Genomic DNA, 12,210 nt, shown 5'->3' on the forward strand with positions numbered 1-12,210 from the left:
CCGCGGTTGCCCGAAAGCTCGTAACCATCGCGAACGCGCTGTGCAGGAACCGTCAGAAATGGGCCGCTCCGGCTACCTGACAGATACAGTTGCTAAGGTCGGTCAGAGGCCCAATTGTTTCGCGCGCCGGGCGTGGCCGCGCTTGACCGTTGCTTCGGACGATACCGCCGGGTGTCCGATATGCGGCCAACCGGTCGAAATGTCCGACTGCCCTGCAATCCGTCAATCTCGTCCCACCCGACCGTTCTTACGCGGATCATCTTCGCAAAGCGGGCGTTGACATTGACGACAAAAACGCTCAGCTAAGCCGCACCCAGCCATCCGTTCAGGTCGCTCGGCACCAGAATTCTATCCAGACCACCGTTCGTCCCCGCTTCGGGGACAGGGCGGCAGGACAGAGGTGCCCGTCCGTGACCTATCTCGCCGAACTCATCCAGACCCTTCGCGATGCCGCGCCAGAGCAGCTCGGCCTGTTGTTCGACGGGGGGCCCGTGATCTGGCTGATCGCCGCCCTTTCGATCCTGACTGTCGCGCTGGTGCTCTGGAAAGCGTGGCGGCTGGCGCTGATCGGCGCCTGGAGCGGAGGTCGCCGCGCCGAGCGTGCGGTTGCCATGTGGGAATCCGGGGACGTGGAGTCGGCCCGGCGGCTGTTGAGCGGGCGGCGCACCTGTCGGGCCGTTCTGGCACGCTCTGCGATGGACTCATTCCGCGATCCGCACCTCAGCGCCGAGGCGGCCGAACAGGAGACCGTGCGCGTTGCCAAGCGGTTGATGGCCCGTCTGCGAAGCGGCCTGAGGCCGCTGGAACTCATCGCGACGATCGCTCCGCTTCTCGGGCTGCTCGGGACCGTGCTTGGCATGATCGCGGCATTCCAGGCCCTTCAGGAGGCCGGCAGCCGCGCCGACCCCGCGACGCTGGCCGGCGGCATCTGGGAAGCGCTGCTGACCACCGCGGCGGGCATGGCGGTGGCGATCCCGGCCTCGGCGGCGCTGACCTGGTTCGAGGCGGTGGCCGACCGGCTGCGTCACGAGATGGAGGACCTCGCCACCCGCCTCAGCATCCATGCGCCCACACCCGTAGAGACGGGCCTGAAGCACGCGGCGGAGTGAGGCATCCATGACGCTCGGAGACCCGCCCCCGCGCCGCCGCCCGTCTCTCACACCGATGATCGACGTGGTGTTCCTGCTGCTTGTGTTCTTCATGCTCTCCTCGCGCTTCGGCACGGACGTGCAGGTGCCGCTGAATCTCGCGGGCGATGCGTCGGGAGACTATTCCGGCCCCCCGCGCCTCGTGGACGTGCGGCCGGATGACGTTCGGCTCAACGGAAGCGCGACGCCGCTCGATGCCCTGCCCGCGGCCATCGAGGACCTGACCGAGACCCCGCAGGACACGATCGTTCTGCGCGCGCGCGACGGCGCTGCGCTTCAACGCGTCGTGACGGTGATGGAGACCCTCGGCGCGGCCGGGTTCGACCGGATCGTGCTGGTGGAGGGAGGCTCATGAGGATCGACGCCCCGCAACGACGCCGTCCGCAGGAAAACCTCGTGCCGATGATCAACGTGGTCTTCCTGCTGCTGATCTTTTTCCTGATGACGGCGCAGATCGCGCCGCCCGAGCCTTTCGAGGTCGAGCCGCCCGAGGTCTCCGAGGCTGCGGACACGGACGGCACCCTGAGCCTTTATCTCGGGCCGGACGGGCAGATCGGGTTCCGCGACGTGACCGGCGACGAGACCATCGCCGCGATCGCTGCCGCGCGCGAGAAGGACTGCGGCGGAGCGTGCGATGCGGACGGTCCGGTCCTGATGTTGCGCGCGGATCGCAACGTGGCCGCCGACGAGGTGGCTGCCTTGATGACCCGGCTCGGCACCGCCGGTATCACGCGGATCGAACTCGTGACGGCCCGGCAATGAAGCGCGCGGCGGAAACCCTAGTGTTCGGCGCGCTGGCCCTGGGCGCTCACGCGGCGGTTCTCGCGCTGGCCACCGAGGCCGACGGCGGGGCAGCCGCCTCGGGCCAGGGAGGCGAGGCCCAGGTGTCGCTCGAGGCCGCGTCGGCGCAGGTCTCGGAAATGGTCGATCGGTGGGACACGCCCCCCGCCCCGGTTGAGGCACCGCAAATGGCGGCGATGGACGCCCCGGAGCCTCCCCCGGCGCCCGAGGCCCCGGCTGCGCCCGACATGTCCGCGCCCGTGGCCCCACAGGCCTCTCAGGGACTGGCCCTTCCGACGACCGAGGACGCGCCGACACTGGACCGAGAGGCCACGGCACCGCCGCCACCGCCCGAAGCGGAGCCCGAGCCCGAACCCGAGGACGTTCAGGAGCAGGAACCGGAGCCTGAGCCAGAGCCGGAACCGAACGCCGATCCCGACAGCGCCGCCCCGCTGCGGAGTGCCGAGCGGCCGCAGACGCGTCCGGACGATCTGCGCCCGCCGGAACCCGAACCCGAACCGCAACCCCTGAGGCAGGCGCAGCCGGAGCCGCGTCAGGCGGATCCGGAGCCGCGGCAATCGCCGTCGCAGACAACGTCGCAAAGCCAGAGGGCGTCTGGCGCAGGCGGCGGCAGCAGTGCCGGACAGCGGCAACAGCAGCAGGCGGCCACGCTCAGCCCCAGCCAGCGCCAGAACCTCGCGCGTCAGTATGGCGCGCGGATCCGCGCCACGCTGGAGCGGCGCAAGCGCTATCCCGGCGATGCGCGCGGCGCGTCCGGCACGGTGACGGTCCGGATCGTCGTTTCGCGGTCCGGGCAACTGCTCGGCGCTTCGCTCATCTCGTCGTCCGGGTCGGCCCCGCTGGACCGGGCCGCCATCCAGGCCGTGCGGGGGGCGCGCTTCCCGGCGGCGCCGGACGGGCTGCGCGACAGCCAGTTCTCGTTCTCTCTGCCGATCAATTTCTCAAGCTGACGGAGGTCCGTCCCATGTCGATGCATACCAGCGCCGCGCTTTTCCGCGATGCCGACCCGGTCGGGCTGCTCGATGCCGTGGCCGCCGACCTTACAGCGCAGGACGTGACCTACGCGCGTGAAAACGGCGCCTTGGAATGCGACACCGGGATCGGCCAGCTGCGGCTGTGCCCGGAGACCGGAGCACTTCGGATCGAGGTGTCGTGCGGCAGCGCGTCCAATCTGCACATGCTGTGCGAAGGCGTATCGGCGCGGCTCGATCGGTTGCGCGGCACTGCCGTGGCGCTTGACTGGTCCGGAACGGAACGGCGCACAGGTGGCCTGCCGCCGAACGTGCGTATCGCGCGGATCCTGTCGAAGGAGCGCATCGGCACACGGTTTCTGCGGCTGCGCCTCGCGGCGGAGGACCTCGGCGACTTCGCGCTCTCGGGCCTGCATATCCGTCTGTTGATCCCGAGCGCGGAACGGCCCCCGGTCTGGCCCCACCTGAACGACAAGGGCCGCACGGTCTGGCCAAGCGCGAAGGACGGCATGGCTATGCCGGCCTATACGATCCGCGACATCGACGCCGGGGCGGGTTGGCTCGACGTCGACATTTTCGTCCACGGGCGCGGTCCCACCTGCCGCTGGGCGGACGAGGTGAGACCGGGCGCGGAGGTCGGCATCAGCGGCCCCGGCGGTGGATGGATGCCGCCCGGACGACGCTGGCTCATGGCCGGGGACGAAACCGCCCTGCCCGCCATCGCCCGGATTCTCGAGGCCGCGCCCGCGGATGCCGAGGGCGACGTTCTGATCGAGGTCGATACAAACGACGACCGGCTGGACCTGAGTGTTCCGCCCGGGATCAGGCTTCGCTGGCTGCATCGCGCGGACGGCGACGACATCGTGGACACCATGATGAAGACGGCCCTGCCACAGGGACCGGAGCGCCACATCTGGTTCGCGGCGGAAAAGACCCGAGCGGCGAAGGTTCGGACTTGGCTTCGATCCGCCGAGGACGTGGGACCGAAGGAAAGCTACGTCGCCGGATACTGGACCGAGACGGAAACTTGACTCTTTACATCGGCATATCGTAGCCGGACCCAACCCAGCTGACCGCCAGGTGCCAATCCCCATATCACTATAGGAGACGGGACATGCCCAGCATGCGCTCGAGCCTGTCGGTCTGTGCGCTACTCGCGGCAGCCCCGGCGCTGGCTCAGGATATCGAGCTCGACGCGATCACGGTCGAGGATCAGGCCGGCGGAGGCGTCTACGGCGACACCCAGACACTCGACACCGGCGGCATCACGCGCTTCGACGCGCCGATCGCCGAGACGCCGCGCTCGGTGAACGTGGTGACGGCGCAGCAGATGCTGGAACGCGGTGCGACCGATGTCGAGGACGCGCTGAGCTACGCCACCGGCGTGAACGCAGGGACCTGGGGCCACGATGCGCGGTCGGACTGGTACAACATCCGCGGCTTCAACCCGACGACGTTCCACGACGGCCTGCTGTCGCGCTACGGCTACTACAACGACGTTAAGCCCGAGCCCTTCCTGCTGGAAAGCGTCGAGGTGCTGCGCGGGCCGGCCTCGGGCCTCTACGGCAACGGCGAGGTCGGCGGCGTGGTGAACACCTCGTCAAAGACCGCCGCACAGGAAAGCCCCAACATCGTGCAGCTTTCCTTCGGCAGCAACGCGCGCCGTCAGGTGGGCGTGGATTTCGGCGGCGACCTGACCGAGGACGGCCGGCTCGCCTACCGCTTCGTGGGTCTCTACCGCGACGGCGAGACGGACGTGAACTATTCCGAGGATGACGCGCTGGCGATCATGCCCTCGATCACCTGGCGCCCGACCACCGACACCGAGCTCACGCTTCTCGCCCGCTACCAGCGCAACGACGCGACGCCGGACATCCAGTTCTCCTCGATCTACGGCGCGCTCTACGATGCGCCGAACGGCGAGCGTCTCGATCAGGACCTCTTCGTGGGCGAACCGGACTTCGACCGCTTCGACGCAGAGCACACCTCGATCACGGCCTTCTTCTCGCACCGGTTCAACGAGACCTTCTCGCTCGATGCCAAGGCGCGCTGGACCGACGCCGAAGCCGACTACCGTCACGCCTGGTGGGCCTACGACAACTATCCGACGCGCTACAACGACGACGGCACCATCGACCGCACGGTCTATGCCGCCGACAACGACTTCGAGGCCTACAACCTCGACGTCACCGGCACCGCCGAATACCGGCTCGCCGGCTGGGACATGACCACGCTGATGGGCGCGAGCTACACCCGCGCGACCTATGACAGCGACACGGTCTACGGCACCCAGAACGCCCCGCTGGATCCCTTCGACCCGGTTTATTCCGGCGTGACCATCGGCGACCCGGTCGACAGCCCGGCCAGCACCGTGGAAGAGGCCGGCGCCTACCTTCAGACGCGCGCCACCTGGAACGACCGCCTGCACCTGGATGCGGGTGTGCGCTATGGCTGGATCGAGACCGGCGAGACGACCGGAACGTTCACCGACGGGTCGGTTGCGGCGACCGACGAGGCGGTGACGGCGAATATCGCCCTGCTCTACCGCTTCGACAACGGCCTCGCGCCCTATGCCAGCTACGCCGAGAGCTTCCGGCAGGAGATCGTCGGCGTGGACGCCAATGGCGACGCGTTCGAGCCGACCGAGGGCGAACAGTACGAGGTCGGACTCAAGTTCCAGCCGACCGGGACCGACACGCTGCTGTCGGCGGCGTTCTTCGACCTCACCAAGTCGAACCTCGCGATGCAGGATCCCGACAACCCGAGCTTCCAGGTCCAGACCGGCGAGGCCACGTCGCGCGGGATCGAGATCGAGGCCAAGCATCGCTTCGGCGATATCTTCGTCGATGCCGGCTACACGTGGCTCGAGACCGAGAACGCGAGCGGCGACCGCATCTCGCAGGTGCCGAGCGACTTCGGCTCGCTCTGGGTGGACTGGCGTCCGCAGGGCGGCGCACTCGAGGGGCTGAGCCTCGGCGGCGGTGTCCGCCACACCGGCGAGAAATGGGACGGCACCGACAGCCAGCGCACCCCGCCGGTCACGCTCTACGACGCGGCGGTGGGCTGGTCGAACGACCGCTACGACGTGCGCCTGAACGTCCGCAACCTGACCGACGAGGAATACGTGTCGTTCTGCGGGACCGATGCCTGCTACTTCGGTTCGGGCCGGTCGGTGTCGCTCACCGGGACGATGAAGTTCTGATGTTCGAGCTTCGGGACATCTCGAAGCGCCACGGCGGGCGGGAGGTGCTGGGCTTCGACCGCCTGTCGCTCGGGCACGACGGCGTGACGGCGATCCTGGGCCAGAACGGCTCGGGAAAGTCGACGCTCATGTCGCTGCTCGCCCGGCAGGCGCGGCCCGACACCGGCGAGGTCCGGCTCGGGGATGCGCCGATCGGCGTGCCCGGCCAGCGCGCCTTCGCGCGTCAGGTCGCGTACCTGCCGCAACGGCTCCCTGCAGTTCCGGGCCTCACGGTGCGCGAACTCGCGGGGCTCGGCCGCTTCGCGTGGCGTGGCGCCTTCGGGCGCTGGGACGACACGGACCGGGATGCGGTGACCGCCGGACTGCGCGAGACCGGCGTCGCAGGCTTTGCCGACGCGCTGGCCGACGACCTCTCGGGCGGCGAGCGGCAGCGCGCCTGGATCGCCATGCTGCTGGCGCAGGACGCGCCCTTGCTGTTGCTCGACGAGCCGACGGCCGCGCTCGACCTCGCCCACGCTTACGAGGTCATGGACCTGTTGCGCCGCACATCGCGCGAGCGGGACCGTCAGGTCATCGTGGTGTTGCACGACGTGAATCTCGCCGCGCGGTTCGCCGACCGCATCCTCGCGCTGCGCGCGGGCCGCGTGACCTTCGACGGACCGCCTACGGCCTTCCTCGCGCCCGACACCCTCCGGGCGCTCTACGACATCGACATGGCGCTGATCGACGGCCCCTCGGGGCCCGTCGCGGTCGTCGCCTGATCCATCCCGAAAGGAGCCGTCGGATGCTGCGTCTTGCCGCCATCCTGTCCCTGTCGCTGTGCCTCGCGCCTCCGCTCGCCGCGCAGGACGATCCGCCAAGCCGGGTCGCCGCCCTGAGCTGGGGCCTGGCCGAGTCGCTTGTGGCCCTGGGGGTCGATCCCGTGGCGGTGGCCGACGTAGAGGGATACCGCACCTGGGTCGGCACCCCGGCTCTGCCCGAGGGCACGCGCGACGTGGGCCTGCGGACCGAGCCCAATCTCGAGGCGCTCGCCGAAGCCGCGCCGGACCTGATCCTCGTCTCCGACCAGCAGGCCGACATGGAGCCCGCACTGCGCGGGATCGCCGAGGTCTGGCATATCGAAGGCTTCGATGCGGGTCAGGACAACGCCGAGGCCGCGCGCGCCGCGCTGCGCGATCTGGGCGCGCGGCTGGGCCGCGGCGCCCAGGCCCGCGACGTGTTGGCCGAGGTCGACGCCCGCGTTGCCGCTGCCGGGGCGCGCGTGCGGGACCATTTCGACGGTGCGCCGCCTCCGGTCCTGCCGATCCGCCTGCTGACGCCGACGACCGTGCGCGTTCACGGTGCCAACGGAATGGCGCTGGCCGCGCTCGAGGGCATGGGTCTGACCCATCCCGATCCGGGCACGCCGACCGAGTGGGGCTTCGTTCAGCGCCCGGTCGAGGACCTCGCCGCCTTCGAGGAGGCCGCCGTGGTCAATTTCGTCCCCTTCCCGGCCCGCGACGCGCTCTTCGACACGCAGCTCTGGTCGTTCATGCCGTTCGTGCGCGGCGGGCGCTTCGCCGAGGCCGGTCCGGTCTGGACCTTCGGCGGACCGGTCTCGATCGCCACGCTTGCCGAGGCGATGGCCGACGCCCTGCTGACCCTCGATCCGGAGGCGGCACGATGATCCGTCTGCTGACCGTCTGCCTCGCGCTTGTCACCGGCGCCGCGGGAGCCGCCACCGTCGAGGACAGCCGCGGGACGCAGTCGTTTGACACCCCACCGGAGCGGATTGTCGTACTGGACTGGGCATTGGCGGAGCAGGTCCTCGATCTCGGCATCGTGCCGGTTGGCGCGCCAGAGCTCGACCTCTACCGGGACTGGGTTTCGGTGCCCGAGATGCCGCAGTCCGTTACCGATGTCGGGCTGAGGACCGAGCCGAACCTCGAGCGTATCGCCGCGCTCGATCCGGACGTCATCATTGCCTCGGACATGGCGCCCGCGGACGTGGCGCGGTTGGAGAGGATCGCGCCGGTGCTGGCCTTCGAGGCCTGGGCCGCGGATCACGACAACGTCGCGGCGGCGCGGAAAATTCTTCTCTCCATCGCAACGCTGACGGGCCGGACCGACCGGGCCGAAGCGCTGATCGCAGACACCGAGCAAGAGATGAGCCAGCTTCGCGCTTCGCTCGAAGATGCCTTTGACGGCGCACCCCTGGACACCGCTGTCATACGCCTCAACGACGCTGCCAGCGTCTGGATTTACGGGGACAACTCGTTTCCCGTCGCGGCGCTCGACGCGCTGGGCGTGAACACCGCCCTGCCGCAGGCCGCGACGAAGTGGGGCGTCGTGCAGAAACCCGTCGAGGCGCTGGCCCAGGTCGAGACGGGCGCGGTGATCGCGATCCGGCCGCACCTTGCGGGTTCGGAGGTGTTCGAGACGCCGCTCTGGCGCTTCATGCCGTTCGTCCGGCAAGAACGGTTCGCCGAGACCGACCCCGTCTGGAGCTACGGCGGATACCTGTCCCTGCTCCGCCACGCCCGCGCCTTCCATGACGCGCTGCTTCCGCTGGCCCCATGATCGCGACGTCTCCGCTTCGGACCGCGCTGCTCCCGGCGGCGCTGGCGGTCGCGCTCGCCGCGCTGCACCTGTGGACCACGGCCGGCGTCGACACCGCGCGGCTGGCCGAGCTGATGACCGGCGCGACGCCCGACGCCTTTGCCGACATCCGCGTGACGCAGGCGGTGCTGCCGCGGATCGTGATGGGCCTGATTGTCGGCGCCGGCCTCGGGCTCGCAGGGAGCCTCTTCCAGCAGGTGACCGGCAACCGTCTCGCCTCTCCGCTGACGCTCGGGGCTTCGTCCGGCGCGTGGCTCGCCATGGTCGTCGCCACGCTGGCGGCCCCCGCGCTCGCGGCATCCGCGCGCGAATGGGTGAGCCTGGCCGGCGCCACGGCCGCCTTCGGCCTCGTCGTTGGCATCGCCGGCCTGCGCGGCCTGATGGGCCTGCGCGCAGTGCTGTGCGGCATGGCGGTCAACCTGTTGCTCGGGTCGGTCGCCGGGGGCATCGTCCTGCTTCAAAGCCCGTATTTCGGTCACCTCTTCGTCTGGGGCGCGGGCGACCTCGGCCAGAGCGGCTGGGACCGGACGCTCTGGGCCGCCCCGCGGCTCGGCGCGGCCGCACTCGGCATCCTCGCCTGTTCTCGCATACTCGGGCTGTTGCGTCCGGGCGCGGGCGCGGCCGAGGCGCGTGGGCTGTCGCTGCGTCCCTGGTTGGTGCTGCTCGCGGCGCTGGCGCTCTACCTGACGGCGGTGAGCGTGGCGGCCGTGGGCATGATCGGGTTCATCGGCCTCCTCGCTCCGACGCTGGCCCGCGCGGGCGGGGCGCGCACGCCCCTGACCGAGCTCGTCGCCAGTGCCTTCCTCGGCGCCGCGCTTCTCTCGGGCGCCGACCTGGTCGCCGTCGGCGCGAGCGGTGTCCTGCGCGACATGGTTCCGACCGGAGCCGCCGCGGCGCTGGCGGGTGCGCCGGCGCTGGTGCTGCTCATGCGCCGGCGCCTCGCGGCCGCCGATCACGGCACGTTGGAGATGCCGCACGGCCCGGCCCGGCCCGCGGCCATCACGCTGGCCGGGATCGGCGGGCTCTCGGTGCTGGCGTTGCTCCTCGCGGTTTTCGTCTCGCCCGGCGAGGCCGGCTGGCGCATCGCCGTGCCCGACGCGCTGACGCTGTCTTTCCGCTGGCCGCGCATCCTGGCCGCCGCCGGCGCAGGCGGAGCGATGGCGCTCTCGGGCGTGATCCTGCAACGCCTGATCCGGAACCCGCTGGCCAGCCCCGACATCCTAGGCATGTCGTCCGGCGCGACGCTGGCGCTCGTGCTCACGTCCCTCGAGGGCGGGGTCTCGATCCACACCGCGGGGGTGCCTGTCGCGCTCCTGGGATCGGCGGCCGTCATGGTCGCGCTGCTGCTGCTTGCCCGGAGACACGCGCATGCCCCCATGGTGGTCGCATTGGTGGGCATCTCGCTTGGCGCCTTGCTCGACGCACTGGTCAAGATCGCGCTCGCGGCCGGCACCGCGGACAGCTTCGCCCTGCTGGGCTGGCTCGGCGGCTCCACCTACCGGGTCACGGGCGGCGCGGCGCTCGCGCTGGCTGGCTTGGCGGTCGCGGCGTGCCTCGGCCTGCGGGCCGCTCATCGCTGGCTCACGCTGATCGGAACCGGGGACGCAACGGCGGCGGCCCGCGGCCTTCCGGTCGGTGCAGTGCGGACGATCGGGCTGGCGGTCGCCGCCGGGCTGGCGGGCACGGTGACGGCGCTGATGGGCCCGGTGTCCTTTGTAGGCCTTGTTGCTCCGCACGCCGCAACGATGATCGGCGCGCGCACCGCGGGCGCACAGATATGGGTCGCCGCGTGGCTGGGCGCCGTGCTGATGGTCGGGTCGGACTGGTTGGGGCGGACGCTGATCTACCCGATGCAGCTGCCCGCCGGGATCATCGCGGCTTGCCTCGGCGGCGGCTACTTCATCGCGCTGTTGATCCGCCAGAGGCTGGCGGCGCGGCGGTCGGGCATGATCTGAGGAGGCTCAGCGGGCGCTTTCTTCCGCAAAACAATAAACCCGAAACAACGGAAGCGGTCGCGGAGGCGGTCGTCCCCGTATCGCGTTCGAGGGCCGCGTGTTTCTGTGCGTGCGGCTCATGCCGCGATCCGAGGAGGCTTATGCCGAGCCTCGCCCCCCGAAACTTCTCTGCCCCCGATCCGACCCCGCCGTTCCATCCAACCGATGGACCAGACCTGATTGATGAATGCGCCTCATGAGCGAGTGAAACTCTGCTTCGATTATCCCGCTCCGCCACCGCCCTTATCTGTCGGTCACAGAAGGCGGCACCGGCCGCCGCAGATAACCGGGCCGGACGATGGCCCGACCGCGAAAGGAGACGGACATGATCCTGCAAGAGACACAGACCCTGCCGAACGGCGTAGAGGTTCCCAAGCTGGCGCTCGGCACCTGGATGATCGACGACGACAAGGTGGCGGACGCAGTGAAGGCAGCCGTCGAGATCGGCTACCGCCACATTGACACCGCGCAGGCCTACGGCAACGAGCGTGGCGTCGGCGAAGGGATCCGGTCCTGCGGCGTTCCGCGCGACCAGCTTTTCGTGCAGACCAAGCTCGACGCCGGAGTGAAGGACTACGAAGGCGCGAAGTCGGCCATCGAGGGTTCGCTCGAGACGCTCGGCCTCGACTACATCGACCTTCTCGTGATCCACAGCCCGCAGCCGTGGGACCAGTTCGGCAGCGACGACCGCTTCTTTGAGGGCAACCTCGCGGCGTGGAAGGCGATGGAAGAGGCGCTCGAAGCCGGCAAGGTCCGCTCCATCGGCGTGTCGAACTTCCAGAAAGCCGACCTCGACAACCTGCTGCAGAACGCGACGGTCAAGCCGATGATCGATCAGGTTCTCGCGCATGTCGGCAACACCCCGTTCGACCTGATCAAGCACGCCACCGACAACGGCATGCTGGTCGAGGCCTACTCGCCCATCGGGCACGGCAAGATCCTCGAGAACGCCGAGATCAAGGAGATCGCTGCCAAGTACGACGTGAGCGTGCCGCAGCTCTGCATCCGCTACGTGCTGCAACTGGGTCTGCTGGCACTGCCGAAGACCGCGAACCCCGATCACATGAAGTCGAACGCGGATGTCGATTTCGAGATCGCCGACGCGGACATGGAGGCGCTCAAGGCGATCACCGCCAAGGACTACGGCGACGCGAGCGTCTTCCCGGTCTACAGCGGCGCAGCCTGAAGACGGAAGCGGAGGCCCGGACCGGGCCTCCGCGATCATGGCATGACCTTCGGTCTTCTCCGTGCCGGCCGATAACCTTCGCTGCGGCGCCGCCCCGTGATTGCGGGCGGCGCCGATTGTTTTTTGCGAGTCCGGGCGGGCACGGTCTGGGCTGTCGGCGTGTCGGACACCCATGCGTGCCGGCCCAAGGACCGTCCAGCGACCGCCAGCACTTTCTAGCAACTGTATCTGTCAGGTAGCCGGAGCGGCCCATTTCTGACGGTTCCTGCACAGCGCGTTCGCGATGGTTACGAGCTTTCGGGCAACCGCG

Annotated in this window: 11 protein-coding genes; all 11 read left to right on the forward strand. The window is 69.6% G+C overall.

Going from position 1 to position 12,210, the window contains the following annotated elements; translation table 11 throughout:
• Positions 1–410: 410 nt before the first annotated feature.
• The 11 genes from BMX29_RS18510 to BMX29_RS18560 all read left to right on the forward strand — a co-directional run bounded on the left by BMX29_RS18510 (position 411) and on the right by BMX29_RS18560 (position 11,900).
• Positions 411–1,109: a MotA/TolQ/ExbB proton channel family protein gene (locus BMX29_RS18510; protein ID WP_244889284.1), complete on the forward strand. Its 699-nt coding sequence runs from the start codon at positions 411–413 to the stop codon at positions 1,107–1,109.
• Between the two features lie 7 nt (positions 1,110–1,116).
• Positions 1,117–1,503: an ExbD/TolR family protein gene (locus tag BMX29_RS18515; protein WP_092815903.1), complete on the forward strand. Its 387-nt coding sequence runs from the start codon at positions 1,117–1,119 to the stop codon at positions 1,501–1,503.
• Positions 1,500–1,910: an ExbD/TolR family protein gene (locus BMX29_RS18520; protein WP_092815906.1), complete on the forward strand. Its 411-nt coding sequence runs from the start codon at positions 1,500–1,502 to the stop codon at positions 1,908–1,910. Before BMX29_RS18515 ends, BMX29_RS18520 begins: the two co-directional genes overlap by 4 nt.
• Complete coding sequence (locus BMX29_RS18525) at positions 1,907–2,899, forward strand: energy transducer TonB (RefSeq protein WP_092815909.1); 993 nt, start codon at positions 1,907–1,909, stop codon at positions 2,897–2,899. Before BMX29_RS18520 ends, BMX29_RS18525 begins: the two co-directional genes overlap by 4 nt.
• Before the next feature lie 14 nt (positions 2,900–2,913).
• A complete protein-coding gene (locus BMX29_RS18530) occupies positions 2,914–3,951 on the forward strand; it encodes a siderophore-interacting protein (RefSeq protein WP_092815912.1) in 1,038 nt (345 codons plus the stop codon).
• Positions 3,952–4,034: 83 nt separating this feature from the next.
• The gene (locus BMX29_RS18535) at positions 4,035–6,122 is read left to right on the forward strand and encodes a TonB-dependent siderophore receptor (RefSeq protein ID WP_092815915.1); all 2,088 of its coding nucleotides are present in this window, start codon (positions 4,035–4,037) and stop codon (positions 6,120–6,122) included.
• A complete protein-coding gene (locus tag BMX29_RS18540) occupies positions 6,122–6,883 on the forward strand; it encodes an ABC transporter ATP-binding protein (protein WP_092815918.1) in 762 nt (253 codons plus the stop codon). The genes BMX29_RS18535 and BMX29_RS18540 overlap by 1 nt, the downstream gene beginning before the upstream one ends.
• Positions 6,884–6,906: 23 nt before the next feature.
• Positions 6,907–7,788 carry an ABC transporter substrate-binding protein gene (locus BMX29_RS18545; protein ID WP_092815920.1) on the forward strand — a complete coding sequence of 294 codons (882 nt, stop codon included), beginning with the start codon at positions 6,907–6,909 and terminating at the stop codon, positions 7,786–7,788.
• Positions 7,785–8,681 (forward strand): ABC transporter substrate-binding protein, encoded by an 897-nt coding sequence (locus BMX29_RS18550; RefSeq protein ID WP_092815923.1) that lies wholly within the window; start codon positions 7,785–7,787, stop codon positions 8,679–8,681. The genes BMX29_RS18545 and BMX29_RS18550 overlap by 4 nt, the downstream gene beginning before the upstream one ends.
• Positions 8,678–10,675, forward strand: a complete 1,998-nt coding sequence (gene fhuB / locus BMX29_RS18555; protein WP_092815926.1) for a Fe(3+)-hydroxamate ABC transporter permease FhuB — start codon at positions 8,678–8,680, stop codon at positions 10,673–10,675. The genes BMX29_RS18550 and fhuB overlap by 4 nt, the downstream gene beginning before the upstream one ends.
• Positions 10,676–11,039: 364 nt before the next feature.
• Positions 11,040–11,900, forward strand: coding sequence for an aldo/keto reductase (locus tag BMX29_RS18560; RefSeq protein WP_043841438.1), 861 nt, complete (start codon positions 11,040–11,042; stop codon positions 11,898–11,900).
• Positions 11,901–12,210: the final 310 nt, after the last annotated feature.

It is taken from the genome of Roseivivax marinus, assembly GCF_900109705.1.
Taxonomy (GTDB): domain Bacteria; phylum Pseudomonadota; class Alphaproteobacteria; order Rhodobacterales; family Rhodobacteraceae; genus Roseivivax; species Roseivivax marinus.

What these genes read in the sequence shown, in the direction of transcription:
- BMX29_RS18560 (WP_043841438.1), top strand. Translation starts at nt 11,040, where the DNA reads ATGATCCTGCAAGAGACACAGACCCTGCCGAACGGCGTAGAGGTTCCC.
- BMX29_RS18540 (WP_092815918.1), top strand. Translation starts at nt 6,122, where the DNA reads ATGTTCGAGCTTCGGGACATCTCGAAGCGCCACGGCGGGCGGGAGGTG.
- BMX29_RS18530 (WP_092815912.1), top strand. Translation starts at nt 2,914, where the DNA reads ATGTCGATGCATACCAGCGCCGCGCTTTTCCGCGATGCCGACCCGGTC.
- BMX29_RS18535 (WP_092815915.1), top strand. Translation starts at nt 4,035, where the DNA reads ATGCCCAGCATGCGCTCGAGCCTGTCGGTCTGTGCGCTACTCGCGGCA.
- BMX29_RS18525 (WP_092815909.1), top strand. Translation starts at nt 1,907, where the DNA reads ATGAAGCGCGCGGCGGAAACCCTAGTGTTCGGCGCGCTGGCCCTGGGC.
- BMX29_RS18520 (WP_092815906.1), top strand. Translation starts at nt 1,500, where the DNA reads ATGAGGATCGACGCCCCGCAACGACGCCGTCCGCAGGAAAACCTCGTG.
- fhuB (WP_092815926.1), top strand. Translation starts at nt 8,678, where the DNA reads ATGATCGCGACGTCTCCGCTTCGGACCGCGCTGCTCCCGGCGGCGCTG.
- BMX29_RS18550 (WP_092815923.1), top strand. Translation starts at nt 7,785, where the DNA reads ATGATCCGTCTGCTGACCGTCTGCCTCGCGCTTGTCACCGGCGCCGCG.
- BMX29_RS18545 (WP_092815920.1), top strand. Translation starts at nt 6,907, where the DNA reads ATGCTGCGTCTTGCCGCCATCCTGTCCCTGTCGCTGTGCCTCGCGCCT.
- BMX29_RS18515 (WP_092815903.1), top strand. Translation starts at nt 1,117, where the DNA reads ATGACGCTCGGAGACCCGCCCCCGCGCCGCCGCCCGTCTCTCACACCG.